The 21,789-nt window shown below is 58.1% G+C and carries 15 protein-coding genes and 1 pseudogene; 8 read left to right on the plus strand and 8 right to left on the minus strand.

Going from position 1 to position 21,789, the window contains the following annotated elements; genetic code table 11:
• Position 1: 1 nt before the first annotated feature.
• The 3 genes and pseudogenes from floA (at position 2) to I2E69_RS15230 (ending at position 2,592) form a co-directional block, all read left to right on the plus strand.
• Entirely contained in the window at positions 2 to 973 is a 972-nt protein-coding gene (gene floA, locus I2E69_RS06865) for a flotillin-like protein FloA (protein WP_195460234.1), read from the plus strand.
• A 68-nt stretch (positions 974 to 1,041) separates the two neighbouring features.
• A pseudogene (locus I2E69_RS15225) lies at positions 1,042 to 1,833 on the plus strand (alpha/beta hydrolase); the annotation flags it as partial.
• A complete protein-coding gene (locus I2E69_RS15230) occupies positions 1,810 to 2,592 on the plus strand; it encodes an SGNH/GDSL hydrolase family protein (protein WP_410489106.1) in 783 nt (260 codons plus the stop codon). The pseudogene I2E69_RS15225 and the gene I2E69_RS15230, both read left to right, overlap by 24 nt.
• A gap of 44 nt (positions 2,593 to 2,636) precedes the next feature.
• On the opposite strand, the gene I2E69_RS06875 is transcribed toward I2E69_RS15230, so the two are convergent.
• Entirely contained in the window at positions 2,637 to 3,404 is a 768-nt protein-coding gene (locus I2E69_RS06875) for a CDGSH iron-sulfur domain-containing protein (RefSeq protein ID WP_195460237.1), read from the minus strand.
• Positions 3,405 to 3,550: 146 nt separating this feature from the next.
• On the opposite strand from I2E69_RS06875, the gene I2E69_RS06880 reads away from it, so the two are divergent.
• The 3 genes from I2E69_RS06880 to I2E69_RS06890 all read left to right on the plus strand — a co-directional run bounded on the left by I2E69_RS06880 (position 3,551) and on the right by I2E69_RS06890 (position 7,709).
• A complete protein-coding gene (locus I2E69_RS06880) occupies positions 3,551 to 4,993 on the plus strand; it encodes a hypothetical protein (protein WP_195460239.1) in 1,443 nt (480 codons plus the stop codon).
• 95 nt (positions 4,994 to 5,088) lie between these two features.
• Positions 5,089 to 6,291, plus strand: coding sequence for an MFS transporter (locus I2E69_RS06885; RefSeq protein ID WP_195460241.1), 1,203 nt, complete (start codon positions 5,089 to 5,091; stop codon positions 6,289 to 6,291).
• A 71-nt stretch (positions 6,292 to 6,362) separates the two neighbouring features.
• Entirely contained in the window at positions 6,363 to 7,709 is a 1,347-nt protein-coding gene (locus tag I2E69_RS06890) for a fimbrillin family protein (protein WP_195460242.1), read from the plus strand.
• Between the two features lie 53 nt (positions 7,710 to 7,762).
• Here I2E69_RS06890 and I2E69_RS06895 read toward each other — a convergent pair whose 3' ends face one another.
• The 3 genes from I2E69_RS06895 to I2E69_RS06905 all read right to left on the minus strand — a co-directional run bounded on the left by I2E69_RS06895 (position 7,763) and on the right by I2E69_RS06905 (position 11,457).
• A complete protein-coding gene (locus I2E69_RS06895) occupies positions 7,763 to 8,971 on the minus strand; it encodes a homoserine dehydrogenase (protein ID WP_195460244.1) in 1,209 nt (402 codons plus the stop codon).
• 189 nt (positions 8,972 to 9,160) lie between these two features.
• Positions 9,161 to 10,174: a homoserine O-acetyltransferase family protein gene (metX, locus tag I2E69_RS06900; RefSeq protein ID WP_195460246.1), complete on the minus strand. Its 1,014-nt coding sequence runs from the start codon at positions 10,172 to 10,174 to the stop codon at positions 9,161 to 9,163.
• A complete protein-coding gene (locus tag I2E69_RS06905) occupies positions 10,174 to 11,457 on the minus strand; it encodes an O-acetylhomoserine aminocarboxypropyltransferase/cysteine synthase family protein (protein WP_195460248.1) in 1,284 nt (427 codons plus the stop codon). Before I2E69_RS06905 ends, metX begins: the two co-directional genes overlap by 1 nt.
• Positions 11,458 to 11,827: 370 nt before the next feature.
• Between I2E69_RS06905 and I2E69_RS06910 the strand changes: the two genes are divergently transcribed.
• On the plus strand, positions 11,828 to 14,209 hold the full coding sequence (locus I2E69_RS06910) for an LruC domain-containing protein (protein WP_195460249.1): 2,382 nt from the start codon (positions 11,828 to 11,830) through the stop codon (positions 14,207 to 14,209).
• 184 nt (positions 14,210 to 14,393) lie between these two features.
• Here I2E69_RS06910 and I2E69_RS06915 read toward each other — a convergent pair whose 3' ends face one another.
• From I2E69_RS06915 to I2E69_RS06930, 4 genes are read right to left on the minus strand one after another with little or no spacing between them, the layout of a single operon-like run.
• Entirely contained in the window at positions 14,394 to 14,975 is a 582-nt protein-coding gene (locus I2E69_RS06915) for a TetR/AcrR family transcriptional regulator (protein WP_195460251.1), read from the minus strand.
• Positions 14,975 to 16,345 carry a TolC family protein gene (locus I2E69_RS06920; protein ID WP_195460253.1) on the minus strand — a complete coding sequence of 457 codons (1,371 nt, stop codon included), beginning with the start codon at positions 16,343 to 16,345 and terminating at the stop codon, positions 14,975 to 14,977. The genes I2E69_RS06915 and I2E69_RS06920 overlap by 1 nt, the downstream gene beginning before the upstream one ends.
• 3 nt (positions 16,346 to 16,348) lie before the next feature.
• Positions 16,349 to 19,534 (minus strand): efflux RND transporter permease subunit, encoded by a 3,186-nt coding sequence (locus I2E69_RS06925; protein ID WP_195460254.1) that lies wholly within the window; start codon positions 19,532 to 19,534, stop codon positions 16,349 to 16,351.
• Between the two features lie 3 nt (positions 19,535 to 19,537).
• A complete protein-coding gene (locus tag I2E69_RS06930) occupies positions 19,538 to 20,710 on the minus strand; it encodes an efflux RND transporter periplasmic adaptor subunit (RefSeq protein ID WP_195460256.1) in 1,173 nt (390 codons plus the stop codon).
• A 162-nt stretch (positions 20,711 to 20,872) separates the two neighbouring features.
• On the opposite strand from I2E69_RS06930, the gene I2E69_RS06935 reads away from it, so the two are divergent.
• Complete coding sequence (locus I2E69_RS06935; protein WP_195460257.1) at positions 20,873 to 21,721, plus strand: AraC family transcriptional regulator; 849 nt, start codon at positions 20,873 to 20,875, stop codon at positions 21,719 to 21,721.
• The last annotated feature ends 68 nt before the right edge of the window (positions 21,722 to 21,789 follow it).

Genomic DNA, 21,789 nt, shown 5'->3' on the forward strand with positions numbered 1-21,789 from the left:
TATGGATTTTCAGGGTGGAATGATCGTACTGATCGTCTTCGTGAGCCTTTTTGCGATTTGGCTCCTCTTCTATTTTATTCCGGTGGGACTGTGGTTCTCGGCGTTGGTGTCGGGCGTGCGCATCAGCCTGCTGCAACTGGTCCTGATGCGCTGGCGCAAGGTTCCGCCTTCGACCATCGTTTCTTCGATGATCGAGAGCACGAAAGCCGGTCTGTCGCTCAATCCCAACGAACTGGAAGCCCACTATCTTGCAGGCGGTAATGTCACGAGCGTAGTCCACGCACTGGTTTCGGCACAGAAGGCCAACATCATGCTGGATTTCAAAATGGCCACAGCCATCGACCTGGCGGGCCGCGACGTGTTCGAGGCCGTGCAGATGTCGGTGAATCCCAAGGTAATCAACACCCCTCCCGTAGCCGCTGTGGCTAAGGACGGTATCCAGTTGATCGCCAAAGCCCGCGTCACGGTGCGCGCCAACATCAAACAGTTGGTCGGCGGCGCCGGCGAGGAGACCGTACTGGCCCGTGTCGGCGAAGGTATCGTCTCGTCGATCGGCTCGGCCGGATCGCATAAGATCGTACTCGAAAATCCCGACTCGATTTCGCGTGTAGTGCTCGAAAAGGGCCTCGACGCCGGGACGGCTTTCGAAATTCTGTCGATCGACATCGCCGACATCGACGTTGGTAAGAACATCGGCGCCCAGTTGCAGATGGATCAGGCCCAGGCCGACAAAAATATCGCCCAGGCGAAGGCCGAGGAGCGGCGTGCGATGGCTGTGGCCCTCGAACAGGAGAACAAGGCCAAGGCGCAGGACGCCCGCGCCAAGGTGATCCTCGCCGAAGCCGAAGTGCCTCTGGCTATGGCCGAAGCGTTCCGCAGCGGAAACCTGGGTATTATGGATTACTACAAGATGAAGAACATCATGGCCGATACGCAGATGCGTGAGACCATCGCCAAACCGGAGAAAAAATAATTTTAACGGATTTGTTATCAGGGGGTGCGCATCGTGCGCGCCCTTTTTCGTGAAATATTCCGACAGCTATGAAAAAACACCTTCTGACTCTGCTTTTCCTCTTTGCGGCGACGGGAACCTTTGCCGCGCAGATCGACACCGTGGCGGTTTTCAGCGCGAAGATGCAGCGCGAGATTCCGGCGCTGGTCGTGGTTCCCGATGCGGGCGTCGGGCAGCGTATGCCCGTGCTCTATCTGCTCCACGGCTACGGCGGGGACTACCTGTCGTGGTCCCGGATCACCGACCTGCGTCCGCTGGCCGATGCCTGCGGGATGATCGTCGTCTGTCCCGACGGCAGGAACAGTTGGTATTGGGACAGTCCGCTCGACCCGGCCTCGCAATTCGAAACTTTCGTGGCGCAGGAACTTCCCGACAGGATCGACGCCCGCTACCTGACGATTCCCTCACGCGAGGGGCGCGCTATTACGGGGCTCAGCATGGGCGGTCACGGCGCCCTTTGGGTCGCATTGCGGCACAAAGACCGTTTCGGGGCCGCGGGTTCGACCTCGGGCGGCGTGGATATACGTCCCTTCCCCGATTCGTGGGAGATGAAGGCCCAACTGGGCGAACTGAAAGACAACCCGGAGCGCTGGGACGCGCATACGGTGATCAACCAGGCCGCGTCGCTCCGGGACGGCGAACTGGCGCTCATCTTCGACTGCGGTTACGAGGATTTCTTCTTTCAGGTCAACACGAACCTGCACGAACAGTTGATGCGGCAGGGGGTGGGCCACGATTTCCTGGTGCGTCCCGGGGGGCATACCGCGGCCTATTGGTCGACTTCGCTTCCCTACCAGATGCTTTTCTTCCAGCGCTGGTTCGCACAAAATGCGCCGCAGGCCGCTACTGCCGCCAAGGGGCTGCGCGTGGTCTTCACAGGCGATTCGATTACCGACGGAAACTGGGGCAAGGCCGACGGAAAACCTTCGTCGCAGCGGAACCTCTGGGACCGCAACCACCTTTTCGGCAGCGGGTACATGTACCTGTGCGCCACCTATTACCAGGGTTATTTCCCTGACCGCGACTACCTGTTCTTCAACCGCGGCACGGGAGGTAATGCGTTGGGCGACCTTGCGGCCCGCTGGCAGGAGGATGTCCTCGACCTGCGGCCCGACGTGCTGTCGGTGCTGATCGGGACGAACGACGTGGAACGCCACCTGCGCAAACTGTTGCGCGCCGACGATCCGCAGGCAGTTTCCGATTTTGACTTCGCCGGCTGGGAGAAGACCTACCGCCGCCTGCTCGACGAAGCCCGGCAGGCCAACCCGGCGCTGCGGATCGTGCTTTGCACGCCGTTCGCCGCACCCTGCGGGAAGATCGTCGAAGGAGAGCTGGGGGCGTACTATCCCCTGCGTCAGCAGATGCTGGCGCAATGCTGCGCGATCGTAGCGGAAATCGCCCGGGACTACGGCGCGACGCTGGTTCCGTTCCACCGGCTTATCGCCGGGCTCGAATCGCGGCTGCCGAACGGTGACGAGACCTACTGGGTGTGGGACGGCATCCACCCCACGCCTGCCGGGCAGCGCCTGATGGCCGACTGCTGGATCGGGGCCGCAGCCCGCAGCGGAGCGATGGAATAACGAAAAGAGAGCCTTGCGGGGCTCTCTTTTCGTTTAGTGCGGGTTTAATAGACCTTCTCGGGCAGCGTTTCGCCGACAGGCTCGCCCTCGAGGTTGTCGCGCCACTTGATCGCCGCATGCGTGCCGTCGCAATAGGGCTTGTTGGCCGACTGGCCGCAGCGGCATGCGACTACGCGGTTGCGGATTTCGTAGGTGCGGCCGTCCTCGCGCCGCAGGGGAATTCCGCCGCGGATCCACAGTCCCCCGCTGCTGCCGATGGTAACATCCTCGATCAGCCCGAGGCTCGGTTTGAACCGGAATTCATAGGGCTGCATGGTCTCCCGGTTCCACGCCATCAGGCGGCCGCTGGGGCACATCGATGCTTCGCGGATGGCCAGTTGGCGGGCTTCGGGGTCCTCCGACTGCTCGGTCAGTGTCCATGCGTCGCCCTGCGGATGGCAGAACCGCGCAAAAACGCAGTATTTCGGGTTGTCGGTCATCGTCAGGGCTTCTCCCTCGATGGTCTCGGCGGCATCGAGCAGCGATTCGTCGGGTGCTGTGAGCTCGGGATTCCAGGCGGCTGTTTCATGGGTTCCGTCGCAATAGGGTTTGCGCTTCGAAGCTCCGCAGCGGCAGAGCGCCGTAGGTTCCGCTTCGGTCGAAAAGTGCCTCCCTTCCTGGAAATACCAGCTTTCGTTTCGCTCGTTGGGCATGATGAACTGCTCGGCCAGCGGCGGGCGTCCGTAGACCAGAAAAGGACCCTTTTCGGTTACCGTGATGCTGAAGCGCGCTTCGGCGGGAGAACTTCCCGTCTCAATTTTCAATTTCGACATACTATATACGTTTCTGATTCGTTAGGGAATAAGCGGCAATAATTGTTCCCGAATGCAATTATTTGGGAGGGGCTTGTAGGAATTATCCCGCTTTTTGGTATCTTTGCAACTGATTTTTAAACTGAAACAAGGTAAATTTGAGCTATATGAAAAGATTCGCAGGGTTGGTCTGTGCAGTTATGGCCGCGGTTGTTCTCATCGCTTCGTGCAGCAAGGACAAGGAATCGGGGAGTTTGACGTTCAATTCTCCGGCTGTTTTCCTCCAGGCGGGCAGTGAAGTGACGTTGGGATTTACGGCTTCCAACATCGAAAGTTTCTCCGTAACCAGCAAACCGACGGGTTGGAACGATCCGATCATCGACGAGGCGAATCACACCATTACGATCGTTTCACCCGTGACGTTCGACGACGATGTCGTCAAGTCGGGTTCGGTGATCATGACCGGAAAGGTCCATGGCGGATCGACGGTTTCGGCGACGCTTTTCGTGGGCGTAGTCAACACCGTAGACTTGAGCGATAAGCCGGCCAACAGTTATCTGGTCAACGAAAAAGAGACGAACTACCTGCTGGACGCCATGTACAAGGGCGACCTGACCGCACTGGCGACGACTTCGGTCGGCGTGATCTGGCAGAGCCAGACGAACCTGATTCAATATGTGGAGCTGAAGGACGGCAAGGTGTCGTTCTATGTAGCCGCCGACAGCGACGACGGGGATAAGATCAAGGAAGGCAATGCCGTGATCGGCGCTTACGACGCCGGCGGGACGCTGATCTGGAGCTGGCACATCTGGGCTGCGGACTACGATCCCGAGGCCGCAGGCGGCTCGGTCGATTTCAACGGTTATACGATGATGACCCGCAGCCTGGGGGCTCTGGCCGACGACAATTCGACGACGGCGAAAATCCTCGCTTCCTACGGACTCTATTATCAGTGGGGCCGTAAGGACCCGTTCATCGGTCCGAGCACCTATCAGGCCAGCAACGGTTCGTCGGCATCCATGTACGACGGCGGTGGCAGCCGGGTTTACCTGCAGACGGTCGCTTCGAGTGCCGAGACCGGTACGATGGGCTACGCCGTGCAGCATCCGCTGACGTTTATCACGGGCGTTTCCGCTTCGGAGAACGATTGGCTGTGGAGCGCACATTCCGACGATTTGTGGTCGCCCGACAACAATGTCGGCTCCAAGACGGTCAACGATCCCTGCCCCTATGGCTGGTGCGTAGCTCCTTCGGCAGCCTTCGACGGCTTGTCGATCGTCGGAACTCCTTCGGAGGGCGATTATGACAAATACGGCTGGACCCTGGGCCGTGACGGCGCCGAGTCGCTGTTCATCGCAGCAGGCCGCCGCCGCTACGACAACAGTTCGATCCTGAACGTTTACAACCCCGTCACCGTGCGCAGTGTGGCCGAGGAGGCACAGCCCTGGGAGGGTCTTTACTGGACCACGGGCACGCAGTCGGGCACGAAGTCTTCGGCTTTCCACTTCTGGTTCGAGAAGAAAACCACCACCGGCGGCCTCGAAAACGGCGTGGCATATGCCCGTGCCAACGGCATGTCGGTACGCTGCGTGAAAGTCCGGAACAGGTAATCCACACCTATATACGAATTACGGGCCGGCATATTGCCGGCCCGTTTCGTTTGGTATAACAGTTGCGGGAATCGGGGTTAATAAAAACCCCGACAATGAAAATCAAAACAGGAAAAGGCTCCATTACGCTCGTCGTGCTGTTGGCTATCTGGTCCGTGTCGGCCATTGCGTCGCTGCCCGGACTGGCTATCTCCCCTATTCTGGGCGACCTGAACAAGGTGTTCCCCAAGGTCACGGACCTCGAAATCCAGATGCTTACGTCGCTACCGTCGCTGCTGATCATTCCCTTCGTGCTGCTCTCCGGAAAACTGTCGGTGGGTAAGGACAAACTCAAAATCCTGATTACCGGACTTTCGATCTTTTTCCTGAGCGGCGTGGCCTGCATCTTCGCCCGGAGCATGGCGTGGCTGATCGTTATCAGTTGCATTTTGGGTATCGGGGCCGGTATGGTCATTCCCCTCTCGACGGGCCTGATCGTCGATTATTTCACGGGCGACTACCGCGTCCGGCAACTGGGTTACAGCTCGGCGATCAACAACCTGACGCTCGTCATAGCGACTGCCGTAACGGGTTACCTGGCTGAGGTCAACTGGCATCTTCCCTTCCTGGTCTATACCCTGCCGGGCATCTCGCTCGTGCTGTCGTTCTTCCTCCGGCGCAGCCGTTCGGTCCCTGAGCCCGAACAAAGCATTCAGTTGCGGCACAAACAGATCGACCGGGGCAAGCTCATCGGCCTGATGCTTTTTTACTTCTTCGCAACATACGCCGTACTGGCCATCGCCTTCTACGCCTCGTTCCTGGTCGACGACTACAAAATCCGCAGTTCGTTTTCCGGGGTGCTGATTTCGCTCTTCTTCCTGGCGATCATGCTGCCGGGATTGTTTATCGACCGGATTATCCGCACCTTGAAACAGAACGTCAACTTCGCATCGCTGGGACTGATTTGTTTGGGGCTGTTGTGTGTCGGCATCTTCCGTGACAAAACGATGCTGGCCGTCGGGGCCCTGCTTTCGGGCCTCGGTTACGGGATAATTCAGCCTGTTATCTACGATAAGGCTGCAACCATCGCCCCGCCCCGTTCGGCGACGCTCGCGCTGTCGTTCGTCATGTCGATGAATTACCTTGCCGTGATGGTTTGTCCCTTTATCATGGATATGTTCCGCCACCTGTTTCACACCCATAGCGACCGGTTTCCGTTTTTCTTCAATGCCGCACTGGTGTTCGTGCTGGCCGTCGTTACCTGGTTTAGGCGCGGCAATTTCACGCTCGGACTCGACGAGTCGTATTATAAAAACTGACGGAATTACTTGGCAATAACATAAAAAGGTTTATTTTTGTAGTATTAAGTCACTCGAAAGTAAACTGATCGATGAAAAAACAACTCCTCCTTTCTGCCGCTTTGGCGGCAAGCCTCTCCGTTGCACCCGGTTGTGCCGAAAAACAGGATGCGGTTTCCGGTATTACGATTACGCCTGCGATCAAAACCCGTGTCACGGAACTCCATTTCGACACGGGCGACTGCATCGGTCTGACTGTTACGAAGGGAGGTGAAGACTACGTTCACAACCAACCGATGACTTTTGACGGTTCGGTATTCACGGGTTCCGGCCTGCTGTGGTACAACGACCTGAACGAAAAGTCGACGCTTACGGCCTATTATCCCTATTCGGCTTCGGGTGTCCCTGCCGAATTCTCCGTGGCCAATGACCAGACCGGAGGCAACGCCTCTTCGGACCTGCTGGGAGCCGTAAAAAAGGACGTTACGCCCGGGAACGCAGCCGTCGGGATGTTGTTTTACCACCTTATGTCGCAGCTTACCATCGTCATTACCAATAATTCCGATGCAGCTGTTTCGGGGGTTGTCGTGAGCGGATTTGTCCCGACGGCCTCGGTAGACCTCACCGTTCCTGCGGCAACGGCGAAAACCGGCGCTGCGACGGCGGAAATCAAAGCCCGGGAAGTGACGGCGAACACCTCCTACCGCGTGATACTCGTGCCGCAGCAAGGTGCGCTGACCGTTACGGTCTCGACGCGCGACGGCAAGAGCCGAAGTAAAACCCTCTCTTCCGCAACACTCGAGAGCGGCAAGAAATACGACATGGCGGTTCTTGTGACCAACGTCGATATTGAATTGACGCTGAGCGGCGATGTCAGCGACTGGGGCGACGGCGGTTCGCTCGGCGAAGGCGGCAGCAGCGGCGGCGAGGATGGAGGCGGAGGGGCTGCCGAACTGGAATACGGGGGCGAGACCTATCGCACGGTGACGGTCGGCGACCGGGTTTGGATGGCTGAGAACCTGCGCTATATGCCTGCCGGAGCAACGGTCGGGAACGGGGTGTGGTATCCCGGAAGCGACCTTTCCACTGTGGCGGAAAAGGGTCTGCTGTATAATTATGCGACAGCGACGGGCGGAGTTTCAGCCCGGGCGAACGCTTCGTTGCGGGGTATCTGCCCCGAGGGATGGCATATTCCTGCACTCGCCGAACTCGAAGCGCTCGTTGCGGCCGGGCCTGCGGCCGGATTTTTCAATTGTGCCGGCTTTTGGATTATGACGGGCACGATCAACAAATACGGAAATGCGGACAAAGGTTATCTGCTGAGCAGCGAGGTTACGGGCGAGCGGAACGACTGCCTGTCCTATACGACGACGACCGCTCCGGTAACGGATCAGGTGCCGGTAGCATACGGTGTTTCGGTCCGATGTGTAAAGGATTAGGCCGCCCGGAGAGAATTGAAAAGGTCCCGCATTTGCGGGACCTTTTTTCGTGTTTAGTCGCGGTTCAGGAAGAAGATCGGGATATTGGCCAGGAAAACGTCTTTGCCCGACAGTTGCGGCCTTTTTGCGAGCAGTTCGCTCAGCTTGATCTCGCCGATGACGTAGTTGCTCTCGTCGCTGGTGAACTGTTCGTGGATTTTCGAGAAGTTCAGGATGCCCTGCACGTCCGTGTCCTTGTAGCGTGCGTAGATTTTGAGTGTGATGTCCGTCGTGTAGTCGGGTTTCTCGATGTAGTTCATCTTCTTGTACTCGTAGCGGTAGTTGTTCAGCCGCGCCATGATGTCGCTCAGGATCGACGACGCCGTGGGCAGGCTGCCCGCGCCCTTGCCGAACATGAACTGCCGGTCGTAGCATTCGCCGCGGATCACTACGCCGTTATACTCGTCGTCGACGCTGTAAATGTACTTGGCGGGGGTCACGAACTCCGGCATGACGAACATCGTAAAATGCGCGTCGCTCACTTTGACCACCTGTGCTACCAGTTTGATTTTCACGTTCTTTTCGCGTGCATACTGGATGTCCGAGTCGTGTATTGTCGAGATGCCGTAGGTGAAGATGCGTTCCGGGGCGACGTAGGTTCCCAGCGCGTGCACGGTGATGATTACCAGTTTGAACAGCGAATCGTAGCCCTCGATGTCGAACGAGGGGTCGCTCTCGGCGAAACCCAGCGCCTGTGCCTGTGCGAGTCCGTTGGCATAGGTGTCCTTGTGGTCGAAAACCCGCGAAAGGATGTAGTTCGACGAACCGTTCAGAATGCCCTTTACCTCCAGCAGCAGGTCGTTGTCGTAATACTCTTCGAGGTTGCGGATCACGGGGATCGAGCCGCACGACGAGGCGTCGTACAGCAACGCCACGTTGCGGGTTTTCTGAATCTCGATCAACTCCGGGAGATGGTGGGCCAGCATCGTTTTACTGCCCGAAACGACCGGAATACCCCGCAGCAGGGCTCGTTTTACGATGTTGTAGGCAGCGTTTGCGTCGTCGATAACCTCCACGACCAGGTTGATGTTCTGGTTGTCGAGAATATCGTCCACCGAGGTCGTGAAAAGCGACGGGTCGACTTCGATTTTGCGCGGCTTTTTGGGGTCGCGGACGCAGATTTTCACGATTTCGGCGTGGGCGTTTTTCGATTTGCGCACCACTTCGTAGATGCCCTGTCCGACGACGCCGAATCCGAACAGTCCGATTTTGATTTTGGTCATAAACGTATAGGTTTGTTGTCTGTTATTGTTTTGTCTTGCATTTCGGGATGCTGTCGTCGCCGCCTTCGGCGTCGTTTGCAAATCTGACCCCACCCCGGCCCTCCCTCAGGGAGGGAGATGGTGAACTTTTTGGACAGTAACAGGTTAAAGTTATAATCGGGTATTGCTTTTCGCAAAATTTTTCACCTTTCACTTTTCCATAAACGGCAACAGTATATCGTTCAACTGTTCGTATTCTACGAGGAATCCGTCGTGGCCGAACGGCGAGTCGATTTCGTGGTAGCTGCTGCCGGGTATCATCGCATGCAGGCAGCGCATTTCGGCGGGGGTGAAGATGATGTCGGTCGTGATGCCGACTACCAGCGTCCGGGCCGTTATCGCGGCCAGTGCCTGTGCTACCCCGCCCCGCCCGCGGCCCGTATCGTGGGTGTCGAAGGTGTTGAGTATCGCATAATAGGAGTAGGCGTTGTAGCGGCGGCGGAGTTTCTCGCCCTGGTACTGCTGGTAAGTGCATGCGCGATGCACTGCGGGACACTCCTCGCGGTCCTGCTGGGTGAGGTTGTAACCTTCGGGACCGCGGTAGCTCAGCAGGCCGATGGCCCGTGCCGCTGCGAGCCCCTTCATCCCGGCGTCGTCGCGCGGCTCGCCGAAAGTGGCGTCGGCCTCGATGGCCATGCGCTGCGTCTCATCGATGGCGATAGCCCAGGGCGAAGCCTTGGCAGCGGTGGCGATCAGCACCAGCCGTTCGATCCGTTCCGGTTCCGTGACGGCCCATTCCACGGCCTGAAACCCTCCTACCGAACTGCCCACCAGCGTTCCGATGCGGCCGATGCCGAGTGCATCGGCCAGCAGACGGTGTGCCCGCACGATGTCGCGGATCGTAAAGGGCGGGAAATCCTTGTACCAGGGTTTTCCCGTGGCGGGATTTACGTGCAGAGGCCCTGTCGAGCCGTAATGCGATCCGATGATGTTGGCGCAGACGACGTAGTGGCGCGCCGGGTCGAGGAACCGCCCCGTTTCGACCGTATGGGGCCACCAGTCCGCCACGTCCGAATTGGCCGTCAGCGCGTGGCAAACCCACGCCACGTTGTCTTTCGCGGCGTTCAGCTTGCCGTAGGTGTGGTAGGCGATGCGCAGTTCAGGCAGCGTATGTCCCGTTTCGAGTTCGAACGGCCCGGGGGCTATGTAAATCTGTGGTTCCATTACAGCGTTTTCAGTGCTTCGTTCAGGTCCTCCTTGATATCCTCGACATGTTCGATTCCCAGCGAGAGCCGCAACAGGTTGGGATAAACGCCCGAGGCAACGAGCTCCTGCTCGTTGAGCTGGGCGTGGGTCGTCGAAGCCGGGTGGATCAACAGTGTTTTGGCGTCGCCGACGTTGGCCAGGTGACTGATCAGCCCGAGGTTATCCACGATCTTCGAAGCCTGCGCGGCACTGCCCTTCACACGGAACGTCAGTACGCCGCCGAATCCGTTGCGGAGGTATTTCTTCGCCAGCGTGTGGTATTTGCTGCTTTTGAGGCCCGGGTAGCTGACATGCTCGATCTTGGGGTGCTTTTCGAGCCATTCCGCGATTTCGAGGGCGTTGTCCACGCTCCGCTGCACGCGCAGCGAGAGGGTTTCGAGACCCAGCGCCAGCAGGAACGAATTGAACGGGCTGATGCACGAACCGATGTCGCGCAGACCTTCGCAGCGGGTACGGGTTGCGAAGGCCGTCGGACCGCACTCCTTCCAGAAATTGAATCCGTGGTAACCCTCCGAAGGTTCGCTCAGGGCCGGGTATTTACCGTTGCCCCAGTCGAAATTACCGCCGTCGACCACTACCCCGCCCAGACTTGTGCCGTGGCCGCCGATCCACTTGGTCGCCGAGTGCGTCACCACGTTGACACCCCATTCGATCGGGCGGCAGAGGTAGCCTCCGGCTCCGAACGTGTTGTCCGTCACCACGGCGATGCCGTGCTTGCGGGCCAGGGAGACGATGGGCTCGAAATCGGGAACGTTGAATTCGGGGTTGCCGATGGTTTCGATGTAGATCGCCTTCGTGCGCGCGTCGATCAGCGAGGCGATGCTCGCGATGTCGTCGCCGTCGGCGAAGCGCACCTCTATGCCCATGCGCGAAAGCGTGTGCTTGAACTGGCTGAACGTGCCTCCGTAGAGGAACGAGGTGCTGACGATATTGTCGCCCAGGGAGGCGATGTTGCCGATGGCCAGGAACTGTGCCGCCATGCCCGAGGCTGCCGCTACGGCTGCCGTACCGCCTTCGAGGGCTGCGATGCGCTGTTCGAAAACATCGGTCGTGGGGTTGCCCAGACGGGTGTAGATGTTGCCGGGTTCCTTGAGCGCGAAGCGTGCGGCGCCCTGTTCGGCGCTCTCGAAGACATAGGAAGTCGTCTGGTAGATGGGCAGCGCACGTGAACCGGTCACGGGATCGGGCTGCTGGCCTGCATGTACCTGCAGGGTTTCGAAGCGGTAATTTTTCGGATTCATATATCTTATCGTTAATTCGTTCACAAAAAAATCCGACCTCAGTGAAGCCGGATTGTGTCGTTTCAGTGCATGAAGGAGCTACACCCGGCGAAAACGGTTGCACATGCACATGGACATCATCATCGTGCCGCGATGGTTTTCGCGGCGCTGACAGTCGTATGTTGCAGGCTTGGTCATTCGCTTCTGTTGCTCTTACGGTGCAAATATAGGAATTTTTTTTGGAAAACCCTTTTTTCGGTCGGAATTTTGTGTTTTGATAAAAGTGGACTTTTTTGTTAAATAAAAAACACGGATTTGGTAATTGTGAAAATAATACCTATATTTGTTGCGAAGACGACGCAATACAAACACATTTTAAGAAATTCATGGTATGAAAAGACTTTACACGGCTTTGATGGCGGTGGCACTGGTCGCTTCCTCCTGTCAGAAAGACACGGGGGGAAGCCCCGACACGCCGGATGTTCCAGGTGCAATCCCGGCTGATTTCAGTTGGAAAACGACTCGCGACGTAAACGTTTCGGTCGCGGCTCCCACTGTAAACGGCGCAGCACCCGCCTATGCCGTAATCAATGTTTACTCTTCGCCGATCCTTTCGGCGGAAAATTTGGTGACCGGGGGTGCTACTAAATCGGCAACTCCTTTCCGGTCGGCATTCACCTTGCCTGCCGGAGTTGAAACCCTCTATGTAGTAACTACCCTGCCCGACGGCACGAAATCGGTGAAGACGGCCGAGGTCCGCAGTTCGGTCGATGTGGCCGGTGCATCGGTGACGACTGCGGCAATGCCGAAGGTTCGCGCTGCGGCGATTACGCGAAGCGCCAGTTCGATGCCTGCATTCCCGACGATGACCGCCCCCGATGCCGGTTCGTTCGATCCGCAGGCCGTGATAGCCACGACGCCGTCGAAGAACTTCAACCTCGGCGCACAGGAGTCGCAGTATGCGGCGGCGGCATATTATATTCCGGCCGGAGCCGTGATTGAGGGCAATATCAATCTCAACGGCAATTATGCACCCAACAAGCAGCCGGTGCTGTACGTTGCGGGCAAACTCGTGCTTTCGTCGCCCAATATCGGTTATGCGACGCTGGCTGTCCTGCCGGGCGGCGAAGTGTCGGTTTCGGGCAAACTCACAGCCCAGAATGTCGCCAAGGACCTTCCTGCGCTGTATGTTTTCCCGGGCGGCAAGCTCACGGCGGCCGAGGTCAACTTCTCCGGCAAAGTCGCCGTGAACCTCGGAACCGTAAATGTTTCGGGCAAACTCGACCTGAACAACGACCTGAAATTCTACAACGGTGCGGGCGCCGTGCTTACGTCGGCCACTTTCAAGTACTCCAACACGGGAGGCCTTTTCAACGACGGTGCGATTTCGGCCGACGAATTGGAATTCAACTCGACGGCGGCGTTTGAGAACTGCGAGAACGGCGACCTGAAGGTCGAAGAGATGATAATGGCGAATACGACGACCAAATTCTACCAGAAGGGCGTTGCTGAGATCGGCGAAATGACCTGCCGCGGTGAATTTTATGTGAACTGCTATACCTATGTCGATGACCTCGGCCTGGAGGGCGCCAAACTTTACATTGCGGCGGATGCGTGCCTGGAGACCGGCGAGGCCGATTTCAACAATGCGAAGGTCGAGATGGCAGCCGGTTCGCTCTTCATTGCGCAGCAGTACAATAAGAATAAGGGCGGCAATAACACCTTTACTGCCGCAGCAGGAACTGTGATTCCGGTCGTTCGTTTCGAACAGTCGGCGTTCTACTCCGAGGGTAACCAGTATTGGAGTGCGGCCCGTACGACTTTCAGCGGTCCGATGGAGGTCGTAGACCCGCAGGCCGAAGCCGAAAACAAGTTCTATGTGGCCAAGTGTTTCAGCAACGGCGCTTTCCTGACGGCTGAGCAGTTGACGAACATCCCGAAGAGCGAGTGCAACGGCGGTAAGGGCCAGATTACGCCCGATCCGGAACCGGAGCCCGACGCATATACGAACGTTCCCGGACAGGTCTACACCTACTGCTTCGAGGATAACTGGCCGTGGCTGGGCGATTATGACATGAACGACGTGGTTATCGAGAGCCGCATCGACCGCATGGTTTCGAAGGACGGCAGCAAGGTTTCGGCGCTTACGATCAACTGGGAACTGCGGGCTGCGGGAACGACCTACGACATTGCCGGAGCCGTGCAGATGGACAAGGTGCAGGCTTCGGACGTGGCGAACGTCGAGTCTTCGCACAAGGGCTTCGGCAGCGGCATGTTCGCATCGCAGGGCCTCGAATCCGACAGTCAGTATGCCGTGATTCCGTTCTTCAACAACACGAAAGAGTTGCTGAGCACTTCGAATACGTGGAAGGGACACCCTGCTTCCGCTACGCAAAAGCACACGACGACGGTGACTTTCTCGCAGCCGGTGGACATCGCTGCGGTCCTGGATTCGGAGATGAACTTCTTTATCACGCCGAAACAGCGCACGAACGAGATTCACATGCCGGGCTATGCCGTGACTGCTTCGGGTCTCATCGGCAAGGGTTCGTTCCAGCCTTCGGAGCCTTACAAATTCTATGTAACGGACGGCGACCAGGTCAAGAACAACTACATGATGTGGGCGCTGGTGATTCCGGGCGAGTTCCGCTACCCTGCCGAGAACAACGACATCCGCGGCGTCTACGAGCACTTCATGACGTGGGCTTCGTCCAACGGCACGCAGCATCCGGAGTGGTATCAGGAGAGCGCCGACGCTGACAAGATTTATTAAAGAACCTGTATTCTGTAAAAAGGCTGCTTCGAAAGAAGCGGCCTTTTTTGTAGCTCTCTTTTGCGGTCCGTACCTCCTGCCGGCGGGCGTGAAACGGATTCGGTTATGTCCGATCGGGGGCCTTCCGGTGTAAAAAAAAGCTCCGCAGAGACAATCTGCGGAGCTTTTCATGCGTAGTGGGATCTTATCCTTTGCGGTCGATCAGTTCGATGCCCTGGCGGGTTGCCGCCCCGCGGAGAATCGTCCGGCAGAAGAGGCTGAGCTCTTCGCGGATCGTGCCGTTCAGGCGCAGGTCGGTCATTGTGCTCATCAACTGCTCGGCAAATGCCGGGGCGTCGATTTCGGGCAGCAGGAGTTGTTCCTCACGGCAGGTTTCGAGGTAATCGGTCAACTCTTTGCGCCAGAACTCCCTGTGTTCGTCGTAATGTTCCGCAAAGGTGATCTTGCGGCGGATGTCCGACAGGAAACAGTGGTCTACCGTATAGAGGTTTTCGATATATTCGTTTGTCAGCCGGAGCACCTTCTGCAACGGATTGCCGCCGCGCCGCTTGCGGCAGGCGACGATGCGCTGTTGCTGCTGCTGGCTCATGGCGTCGAGGCATGCGCCGACGAGGTCGTTTTTGTCGGCGAACATTTCGTACAGGGTGCGTTTCGAGATTCCCAGCGTCTGCGCGATCTCATCGACCCGGACGGCACGAATGCCGTTCCGGGCGATAAGCTCCTGCGTAGCGTGGATAACCTCTTCTTTGGTCACTCCCCGTTTCATTATTTTTCCTCCGTAATGTCACGTCCGCCGCCGAGAGCCTGGTAGAGGTTCACGGTTCCCTGGATTTCGTCGAAACGGTCTGCGATCTGCGACAGTTGTGCCGAAAGCAGCGACTGCTGTGCGGTCAGGACTTCGAGGTAAGTGGTAGAACCGTGCTGCATCAGCAGTTCGGTCGACTCCACGGCGCGCTCCAGGGCCGAAATCTGCCGTACGCGAAGGTCGGCTTTGGCGCGCGACGACTGGCACTGTGTGAGGGCGTTGTTGACCTCGGCGCCGGCGTTGAGCAGCGCCTGCTGGAATGCCAGCCGGGTCTCCTCCTGCTGTGCCTTGGCGATCTTCACCCGGGCGCGGTTGGCGTTGGCGTTGAAGATCGGCTGCAGGAGCGATGCCGCGGCGTTCCAGAGCAGCTTGCCGGGATCGGCGATCCTTCCACTGCCGTTGTTGGTCCATCCCAGTGTTCCGCTCAGCGTGATCGAGGGATAGAGGGCCGAACGGGCCTCGGCCGTGGCGTAGTACGACTGCATGAGCGAATACTCGGCCGAACGTACGTCGGGACGGTTCGCCAGCATTTGCAGAGGTACGCCGACCGTCAGGTCGTCGGGCAACTGCTGGCCTTCGAGACGGCCGCGGACGATCGTATGCGGAGCCTGGGCCAGCATCGAGCAGAGGCTGTTTTCCACCTGCGTACGCTGGTAGGCCAGGTCGTGCAGCGATGCCTCGATCGCCAGCGTGTTGCCTTCGTACTGGGCCACGCCGGCCTCATTGGCCATGCCGGCCTCCTTCATGGCGCGCATCGTGCGGACGCTCTCGCGCCATTTCACGGCCGTTTGCTCCGTCACCTCATACTGGCTGTCGAGCATCAGCAGCGTGTAGTAGAGATTGGCCACGCTCGAAATGAGCTGGGTCTTCACCGCCTGCTCGTACTCCTTGCTCTGGGCATGGAGCGCCTTGGCTTTGCGTTTGGCGTTGGTAAGGCCGTTGAAGATGTCGATCTGCCAGCTTGCCGTTACGGGGATCGAATAGGCTTTCGCCGTCGGCGAGCCGTCGAAACTGCTCAGGCTGCCCTGCGGTGCGAAGTTGAACGACGGCAGGTAAGCCAGGCGTGCCGATTTGAGCGTAGCTTCGGCCTCCTTGACGCGCCAGCCTGCCGATTGCAGGTCGGTGTTGTTCTCCAGTGCCAGCGCGATAAGCGCCTGCAACTGGGGATCGGTGAACATTTCCTGCCAACTGATGTCGCCCAGGGTCGTCGTGTCGGCGGTCTCCGCCGTACCGTACAGCCCTGCGGTCGTTACCTCGGGACGGGTATAGGGTTTGTAGATGCCGCAGCCGGTCAGCGCCGCCGCAGCGCATATAATCAGGATCTTTTTCATGTGTTACTCCTCCTCTTTCTCATTTTTACATTCTTCCAGCTCGGCGCGTACGGCCCACTGCGGATCGGGATCGAACTCCAGCGGTTTGATCTTCTCCTGCAACGTCTGGAAGACGATGAACAGCGTCGGAACGAGGAACAGCAGAGCCAGCGTTCCGACGATCATACCGCCGATGACACCCGCGCCGAGGGTCGAGTTGCCGTTAGCGCCTACGCCGTGCGAGAGCACCAGCGGGATCATACCGAACACGCAGGTAAGGACGGTCATCAGGATAGGACGCAGACGGGCTTTGGCGGCCGATACGGCGGCCTGCGAGAGGCTCATGCCTGCGGCGCGGCGGTCGGCGGCGTACTCGGTGATCAGAATGGCCGTCTTCGACAGCAGACCGATCAGCATGATGATACCCGTCTGGAGGTAGATGTTGTTCTCCATGCCCATCATCTTGGCCAGCAGGAACGAACCCATCAGACCGCACGGAACCGACAGGATGACGGCGAACGGAATGAGGAAACTCTCGTACAGGGCGCTCAGGATAAGGTAGATCAGCAGGATGCAGATACCGAAGATGATGGCGGTGTTGCTGCCGGTCTGTGCCTCCTCGCGCGTGATGCCGTCGAATTCGTAGCCGTAGCCTTTCGGGAGTACCTGTGCGGCGACTTCCTGGATGGCCTTGATGGCGTCACCCGACGAATAGCCTGCGGCGGCCGTGCCGTTCACGGCGATCGAACTGTACATGTTGAAGCGGCTGAGCACCTCGGAACTGTAAACCCTCGTCAGGTTCACGAACTGGCCCAGGGGAGCCATCTCGCCGTTGTTCGAACGCACGTAGACGTTGTTGAGCGATTCGGTGTCGAGACGGTATTTCGGGTCGGCCTGCAACGTTACGTAGTACATTTTCGAGAAACGGTTGATGTTCGAGACGTACTGGCCGCCGTAGTAACCTGCCAGGGTCGAGAGGATCGCGTTGGGCGATACGCCGGCACGCTTGGCCTTCGCTGCATCGATGTCCACCATGTACTGCGGGAAGTTGATGTTGAAGGTCGAGTAGGCCTGGGCAATCTCCGGACGCTGGTTCAGCGCTCCGATGAATTGCAGGTAGATGTTGTAGAAGTCTTTCAGCTCGCCGCCTGCCTTGTCCTGCAGGTTCATCGAGAAACCGGTCGAGGTTCCGTAGCCCGAGATCATCGGCGGAGCCACGGCGAAAATCTGCGCGTCCTTGATGTCGGCGGTGCGGCCGTAGATCTGGCCGATGACGGCATTCACGGCATCCTCCTTGTTCGGGCGCTCCTCCCAGTCTTTCAGTTTGATGATGGCCATACCGTACGACGGTCCCTGTCCGGCGATCATACCGTAACCGGCTACCTCCATGAAATCCCGGATCTGGGGGATACCCTGGATACGCTCCGATACCCGCTGCATGACCTTGTGGGTCTCGGCGAGCGAGGAGCCCGGAGCCGTGGTAACGTTGACCATGATCGTACCCTGGTCCTCGTCGGGAACCAGACCCGTCTTGGTGGTGTTCATCAGCAGGACCAGCGCAGCAATGGCGAGTCCGAGCGTCGACCACATCAGCCACTTGTGCTTGATGAAGAGCAGCACGCCGTGCTTGTACTTGTTGACCAAAGCGCTGAACGCCGTGTTGAAGGCCTTGCGGAAGCGAGCGGCGAAGTTGTCGCGCATCTCGCCGTTCTCGTCGAGGTACGGTTTGAGGATGATGGCACAGAGGGCCGGCGACAGCGTAAGTGCGTTGACGGCCGAAATACCCACGGCTACGGCCATCGTGATACCGAACTGGGTGTAGAACACACCCGACGTTCCGCCCATCATGGAGACGGGGATGAACACGGCCATGAAGACCAGCGTCGAGGTTACGATAGCCGACGTAATGCCTGACATGGCATCGACGGTAGCCATATAGGAGGACTTATATCCCACGTCGAAACGCGCCTGGACGGCCTCCACCACGATAATGGCGTCGTCGACGACCGTACCGATGGCAAGAACCAGCGCGAAGAGGGTCAGCAGGTTGATCGAGAATCCGGCCAGAGCGAGGAAACCGAACGTACCGACCAATGAGACGAGGATCGAGGCCGTCGGGATGAGCGTCGAGCGGATGTCCTGCAGGAAGACGTATACCACCAGGATCACGAGGAGGATAGCCTCGAACAGGGTCTTCATTACCTCCTTCATCGAGGCGTAGAGGAAGTCGTTCACACTTTGCAGGTGGGCGACGGCGATACCTTTCGGCAGTTCGGCCTGCACTTCGTCGAGCAGGGCGTTGACATCGTTCACGACCTGCGTGGCATTCGAGCCGGCGGTCTGGAAGATCATGGTGCTGACGCCCGGGTGGCCGTTGGTGTAGCCTTTATAGGCATAGGACTCGCTGCCCAGTTCGATGTCGGCGATGTCTTTCAGCCGCAGGAGCGTTCCGTCGGGCTTCGAAAGGAGCACGATCTCTCCGAACTCTTCGGGCGTCTGGTGGCGTCCGCGGTATTTCATCGTGTACTGGAACGTGTTCTGCGAGTTCTCGCCCAGCGTACCGGTCGCCGACTCGATATTCTGCTCGGCCAGTGCCGCCGTAACGTCCGACGGGATGAGCTTGTACTGGGCCATTACGTCGGGTTTCAGCCAGACGCGCATCGAGTAGTCGGCGCCGAGGGTGAATACCTCGCCGACGCCGTGGATACGCTGGATACGGGGCTCGATATTGATTTTCGAGTAGTTCGACAGGAACGTCTCGTCGTAGGAGTCGTCGGGGCTGTAAAGCGAGAAGATTTTCACCATGGAGGTCTGACGCTTCATGGTCGTAACGCCGATTTGCGTAACTTCCGAAGGCAGCTGACCGGTAGCGCGCGATACTTTGTTCTGCACGTTCACGGCTGCCATGTCGGCGTTGATTCCCTGCCGGAAATAGATCGTTACGGAAGCACTGCCGACAGCGGCGCTGGAAGTCATGTAAGTCATGTCCTCCACACCGTTGATGGCCTGTTCGAGCGGTGCGATGACCGACTTCTGAATGGTCTCGGCGCTGGCGCCCGGATACGAGGCGCGCACCATAACCGTCGGGGGAGCGATGTCGGGATACTGCTCGACGGGCAGCGTCGCGAGACCGATGATACCGGCGATTACGATTACGATTGATACGACCGACGCCAGTACGGGTCGTTCGATAAAATGTTTCAGTGTCATGGATTACTCTTCTTTTTCGGTTTGGGACTGAGCGGCAGCCTCATCGGTTGCAGGAGCGGCAGTTTCGGCCGCGGCCTGACCCTTTATGCGGATGGGCGTACCTTCGCGCAGCAGACCTACGCCCTCGGCTACGATCACGTCGCCCGGTACGAGGCCCTTGCGGGCGATGTATTCCTGGCCGTTCGAGATTTTCTCGACCTCGATCATCGTCGAAGCGGCCTTGCCGTCCACTACTTTATATACGTATACTTTGTCCTGGAGTTCGAACGTTGCGGCCTGCGGAACGGCGATGCAATCCTTGTAGATGCTCGGCAGGATGACGTTGCCTGCGCCGCCGCTGTGCAGCAGTCCTCCCTTGTTGGGGAACGCCGCGCGGAGCGACACGCTGCCCGTCGAGAGGTCGATGACGCCGCTGATCGACTCGACGCGGCCCGGCTGGTCGTAGATCGAACCGTCGCTGAGCTGCAACTGTACGTCGGGCATGCTCTTGAGCGTTTCGGCGATCGAGCCGTACTGGCGCGTCAGGCCCAGGAACTGGTTCTCGGTCATCGAAAAATAGACGTACATCTCCGAGTTGTCCGACACGGTGGTCAGCGGCTGCGGGAGCGATGCACTCACCAGTGCGCCCACGCGGTACGGCAGCGTACCTACGACACCGTTGGCCGGAGCCTTTACGACCGTGTAGGAGAGGTTGTTGGCTGCGTTTACACGCTGGGCCTCGGCCTGGGCAAGCTGTGCCTTGGCGGTCAGCAGGGTGTTGTTGGCCGTCGAGAGGTCGTACTGCGAAACGACGTTCCGGGCGAAAAGTTCCTTTTTGCTGTCGTAGGTGAGCTGTGCGGTGGCTACCCCGGCTTTGGCTGCCTCGACGTTGGCTTCGGCGGTCTGGAGGGCTGCCTGGTAGGGAACCTGGTCGATGATGAAAAGGGTCTGTCCCTTCGTTACGTTCTGGCCTTCGTTGACACAGAGTTGCGAGATCGTTCCCGAAACCTGCGGATAGATGTCGATGTCCTGACGGCCGCGGATCGTTGCCGAGTAGTTGCTCGGAATTTCGCGGTCGGTGGTGGCGATGGTCATTACGGCGTATTCGCCGGGACCCATTGTCATCGGAGCCTGTTTGCATCCGACGGCTGCCATGCAGCATGCCAAAGCGGCAGCTTTCACAAATGTTTGCTTCATAACTTCCATTTGAATTTTATACTAAAAAACTTTTTCAGGTGCAAAAGTATTCTAAATTAGGTCCATTTGTGCCATTATATTGCGAACAGTATTGGTACTTTTCGGCACAAAGGTTCTGTTATTATCGAAATAATCATTATTTTTGTTCGAAAAAAGAAATATATGACGCCGGTTAATCCGATAATTACTACTTCCGAAGAGCAATTTGTCGTCGGCGAATCCGATTTCGCCTTTTTCAGCAATTACGCCTGCCGTACCGATGGAGGTGCGATCCTTTTTTGCCGCAGCGGCAGTGCGGATGCTACGGTCAACCAATACCGAGGGCATGTGCGCCGCAATACGATGGTGTTGCTGCTGCCCGGCTCGATCCTGATGCTCACCGACCGGACGGAAGATTTTCAGATGACTTTCTGTGCCTTTTCGCGGGACCTTTTCGCCGAAGCGGCCTTTCGTCTCGAACCTTCGTTTTTCCATGCGTTGCGTGAGCGTCCGATCTCCTATCCGCCCCACCGCGTCGTCGAGGGGGCTGCGATCTGGTTCGAGATGGCGGCCTATACCTACCGTGACCGCGGCAACGTGTTCCGCAATACGATCATCAAAAACCGTCTGCAGAACCTCTTGCTGGAGAGTTTCGACAAGATGCAGCGCTTTGCCGCCCGGCAGCACCGCGGGCCGGAGACGACCACGCGGCAAACCGAATTGTTCCATCGTTTCGTAACGCTTGTTCAGGCCCACAGCTCGCAGGAGCGCGAAGTGGCCTTTTACGCCGATAAACTCTGCATCTCGACCCGCTACCTCTCTACCATCGTGCGCTCCGTGGCACGCAGTTCGGCCAAGGAGTTCATCGACCGTTCGGTGGTCCTCGAAATCAAGATGATGCTCCAGTCGACCGACCTGTCGGTTCAGGAGATCGCCTACCGGCTCAAATTCCCCGACCAGTCCTATCTCGGGCGTTTTTTCAAGAAGCATACGGGGGAATCGCCGACGGAGTATCGCAACGGCAAGAAGTAGGAACAGTATATTAAATATACTTGTTGAAATAGGGAATAAGGTTGAACCGTATTTAATAGAATTGAAAA

Source organism: Alistipes sp. D31t1_170403_E11, from assembly GCF_015553985.1.
GTDB classification, from domain to species: Bacteria; Bacteroidota; Bacteroidia; order Bacteroidales; family Rikenellaceae; genus Alistipes; species Alistipes montrealensis.